General features: G+C 66.1%; 21 protein-coding genes. 7 read left to right on the plus strand and 14 right to left on the minus strand.

Features of this window, described 5'->3' with window-relative positions; all coding sequences use genetic code 11:
• Positions 1 to 220: 220 nt before the first annotated feature.
• Positions 221 to 2,902: an exo-rhamnogalacturonan lyase family protein gene (locus tag OVA06_RS01420; RefSeq protein ID WP_268155781.1), complete on the minus strand. Its 2,682-nt coding sequence runs from the start codon at positions 2,900 to 2,902 to the stop codon at positions 221 to 223.
• Positions 2,903 to 3,050: 148 nt separating this feature from the next.
• The gene (locus OVA06_RS01425) at positions 3,051 to 3,203 is read right to left on the minus strand and encodes a hypothetical protein (protein ID WP_200937801.1); all 153 of its coding nucleotides are present in this window, start codon (positions 3,201 to 3,203) and stop codon (positions 3,051 to 3,053) included.
• A 244-nt stretch (positions 3,204 to 3,447) separates the two neighbouring features.
• Between OVA06_RS01425 and OVA06_RS01430 the strand changes: the two genes are divergently transcribed.
• Positions 3,448 to 4,059, plus strand: coding sequence for an NADPH-dependent FMN reductase (locus tag OVA06_RS01430; protein WP_091723336.1), 612 nt, complete (start codon positions 3,448 to 3,450; stop codon positions 4,057 to 4,059).
• Between the two features lie 142 nt (positions 4,060 to 4,201).
• On the opposite strand, the gene OVA06_RS01435 is transcribed toward OVA06_RS01430, so the two are convergent.
• Positions 4,202 to 4,678 (minus strand): sensor histidine kinase, encoded by a 477-nt coding sequence (locus tag OVA06_RS01435; RefSeq protein ID WP_015938559.1) that lies wholly within the window; start codon positions 4,676 to 4,678, stop codon positions 4,202 to 4,204.
• A gap of 217 nt (positions 4,679 to 4,895) precedes the next feature.
• On the opposite strand from OVA06_RS01435, the gene OVA06_RS01440 reads away from it, so the two are divergent.
• The 3 genes from OVA06_RS01440 to OVA06_RS01450 all read left to right on the plus strand — a co-directional run bounded on the left by OVA06_RS01440 (position 4,896) and on the right by OVA06_RS01450 (position 7,379).
• Positions 4,896 to 5,651 (plus strand): ZIP family metal transporter, encoded by a 756-nt coding sequence (locus tag OVA06_RS01440; protein ID WP_261620599.1) that lies wholly within the window; start codon positions 4,896 to 4,898, stop codon positions 5,649 to 5,651.
• A 103-nt stretch (positions 5,652 to 5,754) separates the two neighbouring features.
• Positions 5,755 to 6,486, plus strand: coding sequence for a FadR/GntR family transcriptional regulator (locus tag OVA06_RS01445; protein WP_015938557.1), 732 nt, complete (start codon positions 5,755 to 5,757; stop codon positions 6,484 to 6,486).
• A gap of 125 nt (positions 6,487 to 6,611) precedes the next feature.
• On the plus strand, positions 6,612 to 7,379 hold the full coding sequence (locus OVA06_RS01450) for a glucosamine-6-phosphate deaminase (RefSeq protein ID WP_261620585.1): 768 nt from the start codon (positions 6,612 to 6,614) through the stop codon (positions 7,377 to 7,379).
• Position 7,380: 1 nt separating this feature from the next.
• Here the strand turns inward: OVA06_RS01450 and OVA06_RS01455 are convergent, their stop codons facing one another.
• Entirely contained in the window at positions 7,381 to 7,983 is a 603-nt protein-coding gene (locus OVA06_RS01455) for a dihydrofolate reductase family protein (RefSeq protein WP_268160571.1), read from the minus strand.
• Between the two features lie 112 nt (positions 7,984 to 8,095).
• On the opposite strand from OVA06_RS01455, the gene OVA06_RS01460 reads away from it, so the two are divergent.
• Both OVA06_RS01460 and OVA06_RS01465 read left to right on the plus strand, forming a co-directional pair.
• Positions 8,096 to 8,626: a hypothetical protein gene (locus OVA06_RS01460; RefSeq protein ID WP_268155787.1), complete on the plus strand. Its 531-nt coding sequence runs from the start codon at positions 8,096 to 8,098 to the stop codon at positions 8,624 to 8,626.
• On the plus strand, positions 8,623 to 9,183 hold the full coding sequence (locus OVA06_RS01465) for a hypothetical protein (RefSeq protein ID WP_268155789.1): 561 nt from the start codon (positions 8,623 to 8,625) through the stop codon (positions 9,181 to 9,183). The genes OVA06_RS01460 and OVA06_RS01465 overlap by 4 nt, the downstream gene beginning before the upstream one ends.
• Positions 9,184 to 9,247: 64 nt before the next feature.
• Here the strand turns inward: OVA06_RS01465 and OVA06_RS01470 are convergent, their stop codons facing one another.
• The 4 genes from OVA06_RS01470 to OVA06_RS01485 all read right to left on the minus strand — a co-directional run bounded on the left by OVA06_RS01470 (position 9,248) and on the right by OVA06_RS01485 (position 10,861).
• Entirely contained in the window at positions 9,248 to 9,472 is a 225-nt protein-coding gene (locus OVA06_RS01470; protein ID WP_261620582.1) for a hypothetical protein, read from the minus strand.
• A gap of 212 nt (positions 9,473 to 9,684) precedes the next feature.
• Complete coding sequence (locus OVA06_RS01475; protein WP_268155791.1) at positions 9,685 to 10,140, minus strand: AAA family ATPase; 456 nt, start codon at positions 10,138 to 10,140, stop codon at positions 9,685 to 9,687.
• A 54-nt stretch (positions 10,141 to 10,194) separates the two neighbouring features.
• Complete coding sequence (locus tag OVA06_RS01480; protein WP_442793506.1) at positions 10,195 to 10,578, minus strand: YunG family protein; 384 nt, start codon at positions 10,576 to 10,578, stop codon at positions 10,195 to 10,197.
• A gap of 49 nt (positions 10,579 to 10,627) precedes the next feature.
• Positions 10,628 to 10,861, minus strand: coding sequence for a DUF1272 domain-containing protein (locus OVA06_RS01485; protein WP_268155795.1), 234 nt, complete (start codon positions 10,859 to 10,861; stop codon positions 10,628 to 10,630).
• A gap of 137 nt (positions 10,862 to 10,998) precedes the next feature.
• Here OVA06_RS01485 and OVA06_RS01490 point away from each other — a divergent pair, with 137 nt between their 5' ends.
• The gene (locus tag OVA06_RS01490; RefSeq protein WP_261620578.1) at positions 10,999 to 11,178 is read left to right on the plus strand and encodes a hypothetical protein; all 180 of its coding nucleotides are present in this window, start codon (positions 10,999 to 11,001) and stop codon (positions 11,176 to 11,178) included.
• A 6-nt stretch (positions 11,179 to 11,184) separates the two neighbouring features.
• On the opposite strand, the gene OVA06_RS01495 is transcribed toward OVA06_RS01490, so the two are convergent.
• The 6 genes from OVA06_RS01495 to OVA06_RS01520 all read right to left on the minus strand — a co-directional run bounded on the left by OVA06_RS01495 (position 11,185) and on the right by OVA06_RS01520 (position 16,646).
• The gene (locus OVA06_RS01495; protein ID WP_268155797.1) at positions 11,185 to 11,607 is read right to left on the minus strand and encodes a GNAT family N-acetyltransferase; all 423 of its coding nucleotides are present in this window, start codon (positions 11,605 to 11,607) and stop codon (positions 11,185 to 11,187) included.
• Positions 11,608 to 11,781: 174 nt separating this feature from the next.
• Positions 11,782 to 12,981, minus strand: a complete 1,200-nt coding sequence (nagA, locus tag OVA06_RS01500) for an N-acetylglucosamine-6-phosphate deacetylase (protein WP_261620576.1) — start codon at positions 12,979 to 12,981, stop codon at positions 11,782 to 11,784.
• Positions 12,978 to 13,661 (minus strand): N-acetylmannosamine-6-phosphate 2-epimerase, encoded by a 684-nt coding sequence (locus OVA06_RS01505; protein ID WP_268155801.1) that lies wholly within the window; start codon positions 13,659 to 13,661, stop codon positions 12,978 to 12,980. Before OVA06_RS01505 ends, nagA begins: the two co-directional genes overlap by 4 nt.
• A 2-nt stretch (positions 13,662 to 13,663) precedes the next feature.
• Entirely contained in the window at positions 13,664 to 14,656 is a 993-nt protein-coding gene (locus OVA06_RS01510; protein WP_268155803.1) for an ROK family protein, read from the minus strand.
• 234 nt (positions 14,657 to 14,890) lie between these two features.
• The gene (locus OVA06_RS01515) at positions 14,891 to 15,820 is read right to left on the minus strand and encodes a dihydrodipicolinate synthase family protein (RefSeq protein ID WP_268155804.1); all 930 of its coding nucleotides are present in this window, start codon (positions 15,818 to 15,820) and stop codon (positions 14,891 to 14,893) included.
• A 46-nt stretch (positions 15,821 to 15,866) separates the two neighbouring features.
• Positions 15,867 to 16,646 carry an ATP-binding cassette domain-containing protein gene (locus tag OVA06_RS01520; protein ID WP_268160573.1) on the minus strand — a complete coding sequence of 260 codons (780 nt, stop codon included), beginning with the start codon at positions 16,644 to 16,646 and terminating at the stop codon, positions 15,867 to 15,869.
• Positions 16,647 to 16,669 lie beyond the last annotated feature (23 nt).

The following is a 16,669-nucleotide window of genomic DNA, read 5'->3' on the forward strand; positions in this document are numbered from 1 at the left end:
AACCTTGTTTAGGTGAAGCACCCTATGGCGCCCTGAAAGGCGGTGTAAACACGCGCCGGGCCTCGACTGGGTAACATCTGGCGACACGAAAAGGCCGTTATGCGGGCGTTATTTTGCGGGCCTTGGAGGGCAGCGTGAGGAGAAGCGGCCGACGGCGGTGCACGGTCTTGGATGAACGGGCCGGGCGCCGCCGTCGCGGGTTAGTTCGAGGGAGCGGGTATCAGCGCAGGTGCTGGCCGATCAGCGCCAGGTTCTGGATGACGGCCAGGCCAAACTGCGCGGTGTCGTTGGTGGAAACCGTCGGTGCTTCGTCCACCGGCAGCAGCACCTGCGGCGGCTCGATGGTCCGCAGCGTGAACGCAGATTCGTGGTTCAGGTGCTCCCCGCCCTCGCTGAAGCTCTCCCAGGCGCGGGCTGCCAGGTCACGATCCTGCAAACGCGCTGCCGCATAAGCGCTCAAGCGGCTGTGCGCCTGGGTGAGGTAGATGCCGGCCAGCGGTTCACTCACCTCCGCCACCTGCTCTTCCTTGGTGCCCAGGAACAGCCGGCAGTACTGCAGCCAGGCCCGCTCGAACTCCGGATCATCCACCAGGTCCACCAGCTCGCTGCAGATCTCCACCAGCCCGAACACGGCACTGAGGTGGGACACGGAGATCATCTCCCGGCCGGTATCGAAGCGGCCCTTGTCCAGGTTGTACAGCGCTTCGCCGGTGAGGAAGCCGTACTTCAGGGCGCCAATATCCGCCATGGTTCCCAGCAGCCGGTCGCGGGAGCGGGGGTTGCCGGTGCGCTCCCAGTCGGTGAGCCAGGTGGCGGCGAGTGAGCCCCAGTCCGTGCCCAGCCCCACGCCCAGGGCTCCGCGGTTGGGCCGGTAGGTGTCGGCGTCCGGGCGGACCTTGCGGACCGGGTCCAGGCCCAGGAAGTTCTGGTCGCTGTCCACCAGCTCGGTCAGAAGGTCGCCGGTGCGCTCGTCCGCCGTGAGGTAGTAGTAGAAACGGCGGTAGGCAGGCGTGCTGATGCGCAGCTGCTTGGCGCTGCAGCCCCAGTGCTGCACGTTGTGCCGGGACCCCAGGCCCTTCCATGGGCCCAGGTGATAGACGTCCACCTCGCCGGTGTGCCGGGTCATGGCCTCGGCGAAGCGGAAGATGTCCGCCCGGCCGGAGCGCAGGTAGGAGTACCAGAGCCAGAGGTCGGGGGAGAGTTCCGAATTGTCCCAGGCGTAGCCGCCCACGTCGTACCGCCACACGTGCCGGTCGAAATCGTAGGTGTGCATCACGTCGCCGAAGTTCCAGAACCCGTACCAGCGCCGCTGTTCCACCTGGCCGGCGTAGAAATCGAACAGGAAGTCGAGATGGTCCTCGAGCCGTGCCCGCGCGGGGGTGCCCCGGTCCACCGGGTCCCAGTCGCCGAACACGCCCACCGAGTGCAGGTACTCCGGAGTGGCCTGGAGCAGGGCTGGTGAGGATGCCGCAGCGGCGTCGGCGGCGAGGCTTTCGGCGGACGGAGTGGCGTTGTAGGCGAACAAAGTCAACTCATGGGTGCGGGCAATCCCGGTGGGGTTCCCGAAGCCCGGTTCATAGTCCTCGTACGTGATTTCCAGGCCTTCGAGCTGTTCCTCGAATGTGTCCTGACCCAGGCCGTCGTGGTAGAACCGCAGGTCCATGGGCTGGGCCTCGGGGGAGTAGAGCCAGGCTGTCACGGTGGCATCTGTTCCCGCGGCGCCGCGGATGTCCAGCTGGCCGGGGTGGGACTGCCAGAAGTCCTTGATGCCAATGCCCAGCCCGCCGCGAGTATCGCTCAGCGAGCAGAAGCCGGCCGATCGTGTCCCGCCGGAGATGCCCACCCAGCCGTGGCCCGGTGCTGTCCGTTTACGCAATTCGAAGCCGTCCGCGCTGAGCTGGGTCAGCGTGTAGTCGCCCCACGACGGGATCAGGTGCAGGCGTTCGGAGACGTCAGGGTTCCAGGTGTCCGTTGATGGGGTGGCACGTCCGGCAACCTGGGCGGCGCGCACGTCAGCACCCGGATCCCGGCGCAGGCCGGTAAGCCCGCGGACAGCTTCGGTGAGGAAGCCGCCGTCGGCCCCTGCAATCCGGATGTGCCGGTTGTGCAGCTCGGTTTCCAGCGGCACGGTGAAGCGGACGCCCAGGCCGGCCAGGAAGTCCCGGTCCGCGTTCCCGTCCCAGATAAAGGAGTGCACCATCCGCACGCTGCGGGCGTTGGCATAGAAGTAGAAACGGACCACGAACGGCAGCCAGCAGCGTCCCTCGCTGCGGGTGTTGTCCTGGCGGTGGTGGCCTTCCAGCCGGACCACGGCGCGGACAGGCCCGTCCTGTTCAAGCACGACGGCGGTGACCTCGCCAGTGAACTGCTGGCGGCCGGCGGTGCCTGCCTCTTCCGGGATCCCGTCCTGCAGGAGGCTCACCAGGCGCGCATCGCGTGCCACGGTCCGGCCGTCGCGGGCGAGGCTGGTGAAGAGCGTAGAGCCGCTGCGGCTGATCTGCATCTGGAGCACGCCGGTGTCCACGGTGAGGGCGTCCGGGCTTTCGGTGACACTGACCCGGGCGACGCCCAGGGCTTCCGGAACGCCCTGGGCGTCGTGAGCACCCGCCGGCGGTGCGTCGCCTTTCAAAGGTGCGGCGCCGGCGTCGTGCCTCACCTGGTAGCTGGCCGACGGCGAATCCGTTGCCGGAAGCGCGATCCCGGCCCACTTCAGCGAACCATCGGGCCAGGTGGCCAGGGGCCATGCCTGGCTGGCAACGCCCGCACCGCCGGCGTCCGTTACTGTCAACGCGTCCGATCCGTGGACGGTGCCGCGGGGGAAGGGCATCCCCCAAGTGGTTCCGTTGCTGGTCCCTGCCGGTGCTTCGCCGTCGATCCACCTGATGAGGGTGCTGTCCGTCATGTTGTCCGTTCCCGCTGGTTTGTGGCGCGCAGAACCACCCCCGCCCACTGCAAGGGAAAGCGCTTTCTTGAATGGTTTCAAACCTACTGCGCGGGGTGCGGGGTGGCAAGGGGGTGGCCGGAAATTGCGGAGACTTTCAGCCCCGCGATCAGGATGTCGCGTGCGGCTCGTCCGGAACGTCCGGCCCCTCCGCGGGGTCCTGGGAATGGGCCCTGACGTCGTCCGAGGGATCCGCCTCCGGATCGCCCTCCGCCGGAGACTCCGGGTGGACCCGCTCGTCTCGCATTGGATTTTCGGTCATCGCTGCCTGCTCCTTTGCTGGTGCCGCGGCTCGGTGGCGGCGGTACTGATCATTGAGCGCCCTTGCCTGCTGCGTGTCAATGGCGCGTGGGAACCTCTGGCCGGGTCCGGCCTTCTGTGCTGGACTGGGGGTGCACTGAGCACCACCGCCGCCGCTGGTCCTGTCCAGGGACGGCAGTTTTCCCAGGAAAGGCAATCCAGGACAGCACGTGGCCGGCCCGGGCCGGCCACCGGAAGGAACACTCATGGCACCGTTCAAGATCGGCTACTTCGTAGGGAGCCTGGCAACCGGCTCCATCAACAGGGTCCTCGCCAACGCACTGATCAAGCTGGCCCCTGAAGATCTGCAGTTTTCGGAGATCCCCATCCGGGATCTCCCGCTCTACAGCTACGACTACGACGCCGACTTCCCCGCCGAGGGCCGCGCCCTGAAGGAAGCCATCGAATCGTCCGACGGCATCCTGTTTGTCTCGCCCGAATACAACCGGTCCATCCCGGGTGCCCTGAAAAATGCCATCGACTGGGGTTCCCGCCCTTGGGGGACCAACTCCTTCGCCCGCAAGCCCACCGGCATCATCGGCGCCTCGCCGGGCAGCATCGGCACGGCGGTGATGCAGTCCTCCATGCGCAGCGTGCTCAGCTTCCTGGACGCGCCACAGCTGAACGCGCCGGAGGCTTACATCCAGTACAAGCCGGATGCCTTCGACGACGACGGCGAGCTCAGGGATGAGGGCACCGCCAAGTTCCTGCGCCACTACATCGAGGAGTACAGCGCCTTTGTTGCCCGGGTGCTGGCCGCCAACGCCCCCGGCCATATCGGCGACCTGGAGCCGGACGCGGACAAACTGTCCCGCTAGCTCCCCGCAGTTCCACGGCTGCTGCCGAAGCGTCCGATGGGACGCCTTGTTGGATGTACGAATGCCCGCCGTCCCAGCGACGGCGGGCATTCGAGTCTTCTGCGGCCCTTATGCGGGGCCGGGCTGGTGTTGCCGGGCTTCTTCAGTCCAGCGGCAGGGTGACCGTCACCGACGTGCCGTGGCCGGGGCGGGAATCGATGTCCACGGAGCCGCCCGCTTCCTCGACCGCAACCGCCATGAGGCGGAGACCGTAGCCGTGGTGGCGCCCGCGGTTGGCGCGGCTGCAATCAAAGCCTGTGCCGTCGTCGGCCACTTTCATCCGGATCCTGTGGTCCACCACGGCAAGCTGAACGCTGAGTTCGGATGCGTCCGAGTACTTGTAGGCGTTGCTGATCACTTCGCGTGCCGACTGGTACAGCAGGGAAGCGCAGTCCGCCGGGATCTCGATCCCCCAGTGCGGAGTATCCCAGCGGACCGCGGTCCCGCGCTGGCGGAGCGGGCCGGTCAGCCTGTCAATGCAGCCGGCCAGCCCCAAGGTGTGGAAGTCGAGCGGGTGCTGGTCCGTGAGGACCCCTCCCACTGCGATGACGTCCTTGTCATATGCTGTTTCGTTTCCCATGACTTCCTGCTCCCCATAAGCTGGTTTGCCTTTCTTCGTCCAGCGTGGACCCGCAACTGCAGGGGTCAGTAAGGTTTGGGTCAAGATCCCATCAATTCTGCGTGGGGGTGGTGCCTGCGGCGCGCATGTTTGCATAGGAGCTGTTGCTTAGGAACTGCTCCCGGGGGTACGCATTGTTGGACGTGGCTTCCGCTGGAGGAGCCGGAAAGTGGGAAACATGCCCGTATGGCTGCAGGCCCTGATGTGGGGCACCATCGCCGGTGCCGCCCTGGTCCTGGGCGCCGCACTGTCCTGGCGGTGGTCGCTGCCGTCCAAGCTAGTGTCCTCAATCATGTCCTTCGGTGCGGGCGTGCTGATCTCCGCCCTGGCGTTCGAACTCGTGGACGAGGCCGTGCAGGGCGGCGGGCTCTGGCCCACGGTGGCAGGCTTCCTGGCCGGCTCCGTGGTGTACGTGGGCGCGAATATGCTGCTGGCCCGGGCGGGCGCCAAGCACCGCAAGAGGTCCGGCGGACAGCAGCCCTCCGAAAAGGACGATCCGGGCAGTGGGACGGCCATCGCCGTCGGGGCGCTGCTGGACGGGGTGCCCGAGTCCGTGGTGCTGGGTGTGACAATGCTTGCCGGCGGGGCCGTGAGCCCGGCCATGATGGCTGCCGTCTTCATCTCCAACGTTCCCGAAGGGCTGTCCGGAACGGCCGGAATGAAGAAGGCCGGCAGGAGTGCGGGGTACGTCTTCGGACTGTGGGGCGGGATTGCGGTCCTCAGCGGCCTGGCAGCACTCATGGGATACACGCTGCTGGAAAACGCGCCGGATGAGTTGGTGGCGTTCATAACCTCCGTGGCCGCTGGCGGGATCCTGGCCATGTTGGCGGACACCATGATTCCGGAGGCCTTCGAGGAGCACCACAACCTGACAGGGCTCACTGCCTCCGTGGGCTTCCTGACCGCCTTTACGATCCACCACGTGGGCGGATAGCGTTCCCCGAAGAAAAGGTGACGCCGCAAGACAAAGGACGTCCCATGTCCTGTACACTGATTCGAGATGAAGGCCGCCACGGAGTGTGGCCGAAGGAGATGACGTGACAGCAACACCCGCGGCGGTATCGTCAGCCAGGTTCAGCGCCCAAATCCGTTCCCAGGCGCTGCAGACCCGCATCATGGAACTCATCCTCGAGCGCGGGCTGGACGTGGGCGATGCGCTGCCCACTGAGAGTGAACTCTCCGCCGAGTTGGGGGTTGGCCGCAACACTGTGCGCGAGTCCCTGAAGGTCCTGCAGGCCCTCGGCGTCATCGAAATCCGCCACGGCTTCGGCATGTTCGTGGCGCCCAACAACTTCAGTGCGCTGGTCTCCGGGCTGACGTTCCGCGGCCGGCTGTCGCTGCGCCACAAGGGCGAAGAAGCCATGGAGCTTATCGACGTGCGGCAGGCACTGGAGTCCGGACTGGTGGGGTCCGCCATCGATCTCCTGACGGACGAACACCTCGCCGACCTGCGGTCCACCATGCAGGCCATGGAGGACGCCGCCGCCAAGGGGGAGTCCCTGGTGGAGCACGACGCCGAGTTCCACCGCCGGCTCTACGCGCCCCTGAACAATGAGCTGCTGATCAACCTCATGGATGTCTTCTGGCAGGTCTACCGGCAGATCCACGAAGCCCTGGGCTCCGGGCCGGTCAACCTGGAAGAACAGGCCCGGATCCACTGGGAGATCTACGAAGCCGTGGAGGCCCGCGACAAGGCCTTGGCCTCCGAGCGGCTCCAGCGGCACTTCGATGGCATCCGCCTCAAGCTCAAGGACGTCGCCGCAGCCTAGCTCCCGGTTCCGCCGGATTCCTCGCCAGCCCTCCACCGCAGTTGGGGGCACCCCTTCCGTGGCTGTCCCATGCCCCGTTCCGTTCCGATGTTTCGTGCCAGATTCCCGTAGAGAGTGCCTTTGCCGTGGAAATTTTCGTAGTGCCAACCGCCTCCGCCACCGGTTCCGTCGCCGCCGGCATCCTGGCGGCCGTGGTCCGCAGCAAGCCCGACGCCGTCCTGGGGCTTGCAACCGGCAGCTCGCCGCTGCCCATCTACAAGGCCCTCGCGGAACATTCCGTGGAGATGGGCGCCGTCCGCGGGTTCGCCCTCGATGAGTATGTTGGCCTGCCGGCCGGGCACCCCGAAAGCTACGCCGAAGTCATCCGCCGTGAGGTCACCGTGCGGCTGGGCCTTGATGCGGCAAAGGTTGCTGTGCCCGACGGCGGAGCCCCGGACCCGCGGCAGGCGGCGGCGGATTACGACGCGGCCATTGCCCGCGCCGGTGGCATTGACGTGCAGATCCTGGGCATCGGCCACAACGGACACATTGCCTTCAACGAGCCGGGTTCAGCCCTCGACTCGCGGACGCGGGTGGAGGTGCTCACCGAACGCACCAGGCAGGCCAATGCCCGGTACTTTGCGTCACTGGACGATGTCCCCACACAGTGCATCACCCAAGGGCTGGGCACCATCATGGAAGCCCGGCACCTGCTGCTGGTGGTCAGCGGGGCGGACAAGGCAGAGATCCTTGCGGCAGCGCTGCAGGGGCCCGTGTCAGCCGACTGCCCGGCGTCAATCCTGCAGCGCCACGCGCACGTCACCGTCGTGGCGGACGAAGCAGCCGCGGCCAAGCTGGCCCCCGGATTCGGCGAGGTCACCGTGCGGGTGGCCGGTGCCGCCGTCGGCGTCTAACTCAGGACGCGTCAGCGGCACCCAGCGGGGTGCGTTCGTACTCCTCGATCACCACTCCGGACCTGAAGGTCCGCGACGTGACGGGCTGGAAGCCCGCCGGCTCAAAGGCGGTGTTCCCGAACAGCGGGATGCCTGCCCCGAGGACAACCGGGTTGCGTTTGAGGATGATCCTGTCGATCTCGGGGAGCAACGCCCCGGCCAGCGCGCCGCCGCCGCAGAGGTAAATGTCCAGCCCCGCCTCCTGTTTGAGGTTCCGGACGGTGGCCACGGCGTCGTCCGTGAACGTGACTGCCGGGTTGGAACTGGTCCTGGTGCGGGTGGCGACGTACTCGTGCAGGTGGGCGTAGGGGCTGTCGATGCTCACGGCGAGGCCGACGTTGTAGCTGTTCCAGCCCTGGATGACGGTATCGAAACGGTTCTTGGGCGCTTCGATGCCCAGTGCTGCGAGGACATGGGTGGGCAACGCGTCGGCGAACTCTGTGAAGAGCACCTGCATGTGGTCGCCCTCAACAGGGAAGGCGTCGAATGACCCGTCCGGCGCCGCGATGTAGCCGTCAACCGATGCCGCCACGTAGTAGACAAGTTCCCGCACAATTACCCCCATCACGATGAATCTCCTAAAAGGACGATATCGGACGGCTCAGGGGACCGGTGAAGGCCGGCCTGCCGGCAGCGTGTAGCGTGCAGGGAGATCAATCAGCCTGAGGGGGCAGCGCTTGAACATTATTGACTACCTGATCTTCGCCGCATTTTTGGCCGCTGCCATGGTGCTGGCGTTTGCCGTCCGCCGGTTCAGGAATGCCCGGTGGCTTGGGCTGGGGCTCGCCGTCGCAGCCGTCGGCCTGGCTGTTTTCCAGTACGGGCCGTGGGAATCCCGGCCCACCCTGAAAGTCCTGGAGAGGACGGCCACGGCCGAAGATGTGGTTACCGCGAATTACTCCCTGTACGGCGGGATTCATACGGAGTCGGCCCGGTACTTGGGGACGAGGTCAGGATCCAAAGTCTTTGTCGCCACCAGGGATGCGAATGGCGAGGAAATCATCTGCCTGCTGATTGAAGCAGGGAATGCGCCGGGGCTTCCTATTGCCGGGTGCGCCGGCATGGTCTCCGCCCACGACCCGATCGTCACGATGAGCGACCAGGCAGGACGCGAGCTGACCCTCGTCCCCGACCAGTACGACACCAATGAGCTGCAGGCCGCTGGGTGGACGAAGATCAGTGACAACCTCTTCAGGGGACGGCAATGACCGGGCAGCCACCGCCAGTTCCGTTGACGGCGTTCTGGAAACTGATGATCACGTTCGCCGCCGTGGCCGGTGTGGGCACGTGCTTGGCCCTCGGGCTTCTGTACGTGCGGTTCTTCCTGTCGATTCCCGGAACGGTTGAGGTGCTGGAACGGCAGTTGACGAAGCAGGATGCCGTCCCTGCGATCCAGGACGAAGCAGGGGAAGCGAAGATCGGCGAGTCGCGGTTCTTGGCCGCGTACGAGTCGACGAACTATTACGCCGCACCGGGCCCGCTGCCTGAAGTCGTGTGCCTGGTGGCGAAATACCCATATGACGACGAATACAACTACTGGGAAGCGTGCAACAGCCTCGGTGACGGCCGGGACATCCTGGTGGAAGTGCAGGATCCGGACGACAGGACCGTAGTTTTTGTCCCCGACCAGTTCGATCACCTTCCGCTTGAACGCGACGGATGGGTGACACTGCACCGGAACCTGCTGATCCAGCCCTTAGCTGGCGTTCAGCAGCCCACTCAACCGCTCCTTCGCACTGCAGGGCATCGCGCGACGGTCCCATGACTGCGGAGGCTTTCGTGGCCGTCTGGCCATCACGCGGGCTGAACAGCCTGCGATAGTGCAGTCATCACATGCGGCGCCGCTGCCACTGCCACGCGTGCCAGAAAAGCAGGCAAAGGACCAATACCGTTCCAACCAGGAGCCCTTGCGGCGCGAAGGTCATCATGACGAATGAAAGGGTGGGAGGCCCTCCCATGGGCCCGGTGGTGAACATCATGGTCGCCATGGCCCAGATTCCGCCGGTAAGCAATGCCGTGGCCAACAGCCACAGCATTGCAATGAACGGGTTCACGGACCAACGTGGATACTGCCGGAGGGGCATCGGTTCTGCCGTGGACCTAAGGCCCTGGGTACTCCCGTCCTGGTCAACTTCCCGAAATCCGACATCACTGGCCGATGGCTGCTGCATGGTTCCCCCGGTGGTCCTTAACCCTGTTTTTCGACTGAACGTCAACCCTAGTGCCAATCCCTCGCCTCGCCGAAGCTGCTTGAGCGTCCGGTTGGTCAGGCTGGGCCCTCGGCAGCCACGAGGCGTTCGACATCGTCAGCCAGGTCCGAGACTGGCCTCCGGGCATCGAGCTCGAGGGTTGCGCCGCCCCGAAGCAGCGGTTCGACGTCGAGTACGTATTGCCGGATCGCGGACTGGTCAGCTTCGGAGTGGCCGTAGGAATTGTTCGTACGGGCTGAGACCCGCTGGATTAGAACCTCCACCGGTGCACTGAGCAGAACGACGGCGGAGAAGCGGCCATAGAAGCGACCTTGATTCTCAACCGTTCCCGAGACGATGAGGGATGAACTGGACGCGAGGAGCGCTGAGACCCGTGGTTCGTCCCATGTTCCGTCAGGAAGCACCCAACCGTCGTAATCGGTGTCGACCGTTCGGTAGCCCCGCCGGGACAACTCATGCAGCACAGTTGTCTTTCCCGCCCCTGACATGCCGGTGATCAGAATTCGAGACATGAAGGACAGCGTAACCGGGTGCGGGCAGGTGGGTTCGGAACGCCGGGCAGACCCTTACTTGAGCGCCGACAGAACCCTTGCCTTCAGCCGCGCATATTCCGTTGCGTAGGCACGGGGCCCTTCTGGCGGCCGTACAACAACCCGGGGATCACCAATGATGCGGTGGGGGCCGAACTGCTCCCGGGTGAGGTCAATCTCGATGCCGCCAACGAAGCGGTTCCAATAGTGAACCTCCTCTTCCTTATCTCCGCCGGTGACCTCTGCTATCAGGAGCTCGCCGCCGAGAAGGTCCTGCACCAGGAGGGCTGTGGGCCCGCACTGACCGTGCGCTGGATTGCCCTGGTGCCATCTCATAAGGCTTTTGGTGTCCAGACAGGTGGTGTCGGCTCCCCATGAATCGCGGAGTGCTTGTTCCATCTGACTCAGGGTGTAAGCCATTGACTCAGCTTTCTGATCCGTCTCGAAAGATCTAGAGCCCGGTGACCTTTTAGAGGCAACGGGGAGATACAACCCTTTTAGTGCTGGCTGGATTATTGATTAGAGCATCAGCGGGCCGGATGGGGCGTCGCTGAAGGTCTCCTCCGCAGTTTGGGCAAGAACGATTCGGGAACCGTTCAACGCAATCCGGACACCACGTGCACTCAAATGTACAAATGTACGCCTCGGCGGAGGGAGCAATGTCGACGCCGCAACATTCGCAATTCGGTCGGATCTCAAGCACCCAGCAGCTCTACTTTCGGGAAACAGGATGAAGGAACGGGTTTCGGGGCCTTCGCGGCTCGTGGCATAGGGATAACTTACCCATGGTGATTTTGGTATCAAGTCACAGGGTTGAGTGAACCGGAGATAACTGTCAGCATGATGGAACTGATCATGAAATTGTATCGATATGTCCACCCGCTAATATTTGTCGCATCCTTCATGCCGCTGGTGTTGTCGCTGGTCCCATTCTGGCAAGGCGTAGCGATTCCACTTGTTGCCCTTCTGCCGTATGCTGCCAACGAAATAATGCTGGCCCGACGGGAGAAGAAGGAGTAACGGCAATCAGTCGAACCTGATGAAAGCTCTTACCGATCCGCCTGGATATTCGTCGGCCTGGGTGTAGCCGAGCGCCTCGTAGAACGCCTTCTGGGTCGGCTCGTCGTCGGTGATGAGGACCTTCTGGCGAACATGCGGGTACTGTTCGAGTGCCCGTTCAGCGAGGGCTCGTCCTATACCCCTTCTATGGTGCGACGGCAGGACAAGAATGTCCTGAAGGTAGCAAATTGACGCACCATCGGAAATTACCCGCGCTAACCCAACCAGTGTCTGGCCATCGTGAGCGGCCACAATGGTGGAAGACCCCTCCAGCGCTCGCACAAGCTTGTCAGGGTCCTTGGCGTAGGCGAACCATTCCACCGCACGGTATAGCCCAAGGATTTCGGTGAGTGGCAGATCTTCTGCCCTTACAACGCTTATGGCGGTCATCCTCCATCCAAACACGCAGCATAGTCATGGGGTCCGCGCAGGCCTGCACAGACGGCCTGGCCCCACACACCTGCGTCATCACAACCCCAGTGTCGTGGACGTCTCCCCCAGGAGGTCACGCTCGAATTCGGGGGAACCACAGCTGTTCTGCCGCCGCTGTAAGGGACTCCCGGACTACGCCAGGACCTCTCCGCCGCGAATCACCAGGACACGCCGGAAGTCCGGATCAACCACCACGACGTCGGCGCGCAGCCCGGTGCGAAGGCTCCCCACCTCGCCGATGAGGCCAAGAATCCGCGCAGGAACCGCAGTGGCGGACAGGACGGCATCGGCGGGGTCCACTCCTGCCTCGACAGTCCGGCGCACCACGTCCAGCAGTGTGGCCGTGCCGCCGGCCAGGGCGCCGTTGCTGCGCAGGCGAGCCTCGCCATCCCGGACAACCACTCCCGCGGGGCCAAGGTCATACTCACCGTCGGGCAGCCCCGTGGCCGCCATCGAATCGGTCACCAGGGCAACATTCGCGGCACCCACCAGGCCAAAGACCATCCGCACCGTCTCCGGGTCCAGGTGCACCCCGTCGGCCACCAGTTCCACGGCAACCCGCCCGGCGGAGGCCAGTTGCAGGCATGCGGCCACCGGGCCGGGGCTGCGGTGGTGCAGCGGCGGCATGCCGTTGAAGAGGTGCGTCACTGTGGGACGGGCATTGTCAGGACCAAAAGCGGCCAGCAGGTCCGCCGCATCGGTGAGCGAATCCGCCGTCGTGCGTGTATCTGCGTCCGTGTGGCCCAAGGAAGGGGCCACGCCGCGCATGGCAAGCTCCCGCACCAGCTCCGCTGCACCCGGCAGTTCCGGGGCGTAGGTCATGGTGCGGAGGTGGCCGCTGGCCGCCTCCAGCAGTTCGCCAAGGAAGTGCAGATCAGGATCCCGGAGGAACCGCGGATCCTGGGCGCCGCACCGGGCCTGGGACAGGAACGGCCCCTCGGCGTGGATGCCCGCAATCAGGCCGTCGTCCGCGAGGTCCCGAAGCGTCCCGATGCTTCGCAGCAGATCCTCCCGCGGTGCGGTCACCAGGCTGGCCAGCGGCGTGGTGGTCCCGCTGCGGTGGAGGAAATCCACCGCAGTCCGGGCGGCCCCGGGGTCACCACCGGGGAAGTCGCCGCCGGCGGCGCCGTGGCAGTGCAGGTCGATGAGGCCGGGAAGAAGAATGCTCCCCGGCGGGAGCTTCATCTGAGCCAACGCGGGAAGGGACGCAACGTCCAGGCCCGCCCGCGGCCCGGCGTAGGCAATTAGTCCGTCGACCACAGCGACGGCGGCGTCCACCACCGTGGCGCCGTCCGTCAGGAGGGTGCCCGTCAGCAGGCAGGAACGGGTCACTTCAGGGCGTCCGAGAACCAGCCAGTGATGGTGGCCGGGTGCGTGATGGCCGTGCCCACCACCACGGCGAAGGCCCCGGCGTCGAGCGCCTGGCGGGCCTGGGCAGGCGTGTGGATGCGGCCCTCGGCAATGAGCGGGACGTCAAAACCGGCAGCCGCAATCTCCGCCAGCAGCTCCAGGTCCGGGCCGGAGGTCTTGGGGCGTTCGCCGCTGTACCCGGACAGTGTGGTGCCGATCAGGTCCGCGCCGGCGTCCACGGCGGCGGCGGCATCCGCGAACGACCCGCAGTCGGCCATCACCAGCGCATGCGATTCCGCATGGATCCCCGCCACCGTCTGGCCCAGGGAAAGCCCGTCCGGACGTTCACGGCGGGTGCCGTCGATGGCCACCACATGGGATCCCGCGTTCGCCACCGCCAACGCGTGCCGGAGCGTGGGGGTGATGAAGACGCCGCTGTGCCCGTCCTTCCACAGCCCGATCACCGGGACTTCCACGGCCGCGCGGGTGTGCTGGACATCCGTCAGGCCTTGCACGCGCACGGCGCCCGCCCCGCCAATCACGGCAGATGCCGCCACCTGGGCGGTGGTCCGGGGATCGCGCATCGGCTCGCCCGGGTACGCCTGGCAGGACACGATCAGGTGCCCTCGCAGGGCTTCAAGGGCATCGGGGGGCAGGAGCATGGTCAGTTCCTTCGGGACGTCTGGGCGGTAGCGAAATCGGCAGGGCCGGAAACGGCAGGGTCAAGAACAAGGCGGGCGGCGCCAACAACGGCGGCCGTATTTCCCAGCGCGGCGGGTCGCACCGGAATGCCGCTCAGGGCAGGCAACAGTTCTGCGCGCAAGGCGGCCTCCATCGGCTGCCACCAGCGCTCGCCCGCGTCGGCCAGCCCGCCGGACACCAGCACCACCTCGGGGTCAAGAATGTTCGCCAGGCCGCCCACGGCCTGCCCGGCGGCGGCTGCTGCCGTCCCGATTGCGCTGGCGGCAACAGAATCACCTGCCGCGGCCAGGCCGAAGACGGCGCGGGTGTCCGCAGCTGGGGATGAGCCGCCGAGCCGGACGTAGGCCTCACGGATGGCAGGCCCGGACGCGATGGCTTCGACATGCCCGGAACCGCCGCAGACGCAGGGGAGCGGGGCGCTGTCGAAGCACGCGTATGGGGACGCAAAGTGGCCCACGTGCCCGCCGGCGTAGCGGTGCCCCAGCACGGGCTTGCCGTCCAGGACGAAGCTCCCGCCCACGCCGGTGCCGAACGCCACCAGCAGCGAGCTGGAGGTCCCCGCGGCGGCGCCTGTCCAGGCTTCGCCGAGGGCGTGCGCGTGCACGTCGTTCACGGCAAGGACAGACGACGCCGGCAGGCCCAGCCGTGCGGCCAGGCCTGCGGTGAGTGCCGTCCCGGCCCAGCCGGTGATGGCGTCCGTCGCGGACACCACCACGCCGCGCGCGGCATCAATGACCCCGGCCGAACCGAGGCCGACCCCCACCACATCGAGGCTCTCTGCTTGAGCCCGCGATATGAGGGAAGAAACCAGCGCCGCAGTAGCGTCGAGGATCGCGGCGGAACCGTCACGGCTCAGCGTGGGGATGGTCTCCGAAAACAAGACCTCCCCACCCCCGGAAACAACCCCGGCAGCCGTCTTAGTACCCCCAAGGTCAACACCGATCGCGTACATCATCACTTCTCCCTCACAGGGCATCAATCAACAGCTGACCCCACGGCCGGCGAAGGCGACGTGCCCGCCCCACGGCCGGCGAAGGCGACGTGCCCGCCCAGCGGTTGGGAGCTGTTTTGCGTAGTCCCGCATCGCCGACCAGAGCATCGCGTAGGTCGCCCAGCGACCGTAGCGGTGCGCCGGGAGGTGTCTAAGGGACGGCAAAATGGCCCCCAGCCGCGACCCAGCCACGGCAGACTAGACCAGGCCGTTGCGTTCGAGGATGCCGCGGATGGCCTTGGTTTCGTCCTCGTTCAGCGCCGGCATGGGTGCGCTCATGGTGTTGGATTCGATGACTCCCATGACCTGCAGCGCGGTCTTGAACGCGCCCAGTCCCGCCGCGCCGCCGGAAACCCGGCCGTTGGGGGTGTAGACGATCTCGAAGAGGTCGGCCAGGCGGTCCTGCTCGGCGGCAGCCTTGGCCCAGTCGCCTGCGGCTGCGGCGTCCACGAGGTTCCGGTAGCCGCGCGGGTCCACGTTGCCCAGGCCCGGGACCACGCCCTGGGCGCCGCCCAGGAGGGCGCCGTCCACCACTACTTCGTGGCCGGTGAAGATATCGAAGTTGTCGATGTCCCGTGCGGCGAGGAGGAGCTGGCGGAAGGAGACGTCGTCCCCGGAGGAGTCCTTGACGCCGGCGATGACACCTTCGCGGCCCAGCCGGACCAGCAGGTCAGTGGGGAGCTTGAAGTGGGTGCGGACGGGCACATCGTAGGCGAAGATCGGCTTGCTGACGGCGGCGTGGATGCTGCGGAAGTGGGTCTCGGTCTCCTCGGCGTTGCCGATGGCGTAGTACATGGAGGTGACCACGATGGCGTCCGCACCGAGGTCGATCACGCGCTTGGCCTCCTCGATCACCCGGTTGGTGGTCTGCTCGTTGGCGCCGACGATGAGCGGAACCGCCTTGGCGCCGGCTGCGGCGTTGGCTTCGGCGATGGTGCTGACCACCAGGTCGCGCTCGGCGTTGGTCATGTAGGGCACCTCGGCGGAGGAACCGAGGACGAACAGCCCGGACACGCCGCCGTCGAGCAAGTGGTTGGTGAGGTTGTGCAGGGACGCGGTGTCGATGCTGCCGTCTGCGTGGCGGGGGGTGACGACGGGCGGGATGACGCCGGAGAACTGGGAAGACACGGGAAAACTCCGATAACTGGGTTGGTAGAAGAGGGGGATGGGTGGTCTAGGTGTGCAGCAGGCTGGGGGCCGCGCCGAGGAGCTTCTTGGTGTAGTCGTTGCTTGGGTTGTCGAACACCTGCGCGGCCGGGCCTTCCTCCACGATCTCGCCGAAGTACATGACGCAGATGCGGTCGGAGACATAGCGGACGGTCTGGATGTCGTGGGAGATGAACACCATCCCCAGGTTCAGCCGCGCCTTGAGGTCGGAGAGCAGGTTCAGGACCTGCGCGCGGACGGAGACGTCCAGGGCCGACGTCGGCTCGTCCGCCACGATGATGTCCGGGTCCAGCGCCAGGGCCCGGGCGATGGCCACGCGCTGCCGCTGGCCGCCGGACACCTGCGACGGCGTCACTTCCGCCGCGGAGGCGGGCAGGCCTACCAGCGTGAGCAGTTCACGGACCTTGGCTGCCCTGCTGGCGGCGTTGCCGATGCCATGCACCTGCAGCGGATCGGTGAGGATGTCCTGGATGGTCATGCGCGGGTTCAGCGCGGTGGCGGGATCCTGGAACACTACGGACACGGAGCGGCCGAACTCTTTGCGCATGGCGGCGTTCCGTTTGATGGCGGGCTTGCCGTGGAACAGGACCTGCCCGGACGTGGGCGCCTGCAGTCCCACCAGCACGGAGGCGAGGGTGGACTTGCCGCAGCCGGATTCGCCTACGATGCCCACGGTTTCGCCGCGGCTGATGGTGAAGTCCACACCGTTGACAGCCTTGACCACGTTGGGGCGGAAGAGGCCCCCGGTGCGGGCACGGTGGTGGACCTTGACGCCCTTGAGCTCAATGACGGGCTGTCCGGTGGATGCCG

The sequence above is a fragment of the Pseudarthrobacter sp. SL88 genome (genome assembly GCF_026672455.1).
GTDB lineage: Bacteria > Actinomycetota > Actinomycetes > Actinomycetales > Micrococcaceae > Arthrobacter.

Excerpts from the sequence above, each read along its gene's own strand:
- OVA06_RS01430 (WP_091723336.1), top strand. The coding sequence starts at position 3,448 with ATGGCACCGTTCAAGATCGGCTACTTCGTAGGGAGCCTGGCAACCGGC.
- OVA06_RS01480 (WP_442793506.1), bottom strand. The coding sequence starts at position 10,578 with ATGGCTTACACCCTGAGTCAGATGGAACAAGCACTCCGCGATTCATGG.
- OVA06_RS01440 (WP_261620599.1), top strand. The coding sequence starts at position 4,896 with ATGCCCGTATGGCTGCAGGCCCTGATGTGGGGCACCATCGCCGGTGCC.
- OVA06_RS01420 (WP_268155781.1), bottom strand. The coding sequence starts at position 2,902 with ATGACGGACAGCACCCTCATCAGGTGGATCGACGGCGAAGCACCGGCA.
- OVA06_RS01510 (WP_268155803.1), bottom strand. The coding sequence starts at position 14,656 with ATGATGTACGCGATCGGTGTTGACCTTGGGGGTACTAAGACGGCTGCC.
- OVA06_RS01435 (WP_015938559.1), bottom strand. The coding sequence starts at position 4,678 with ATGGGAAACGAAACAGCATATGACAAGGACGTCATCGCAGTGGGAGGG.
- OVA06_RS01465 (WP_268155789.1), top strand. The coding sequence starts at position 8,623 with ATGACCGGGCAGCCACCGCCAGTTCCGTTGACGGCGTTCTGGAAACTG.
- OVA06_RS01425 (WP_200937801.1), bottom strand. The coding sequence starts at position 3,203 with ATGACCGAAAATCCAATGCGAGACGAGCGGGTCCACCCGGAGTCTCCG.
- OVA06_RS01495 (WP_268155797.1), bottom strand. The coding sequence starts at position 11,607 with ATGACCGCCATAAGCGTTGTAAGGGCAGAAGATCTGCCACTCACCGAA.
- OVA06_RS01455 (WP_268160571.1), bottom strand. The coding sequence starts at position 7,983 with ATGGGGGTAATTGTGCGGGAACTTGTCTACTACGTGGCGGCATCGGTT.
- OVA06_RS01490 (WP_261620578.1), top strand. The coding sequence starts at position 10,999 with ATGATGGAACTGATCATGAAATTGTATCGATATGTCCACCCGCTAATA.
- OVA06_RS01505 (WP_268155801.1), bottom strand. The coding sequence starts at position 13,661 with ATGCTCCTGCCCCCCGATGCCCTTGAAGCCCTGCGAGGGCACCTGATC.
- OVA06_RS01475 (WP_268155791.1), bottom strand. The coding sequence starts at position 10,140 with ATGTCTCGAATTCTGATCACCGGCATGTCAGGGGCGGGAAAGACAACT.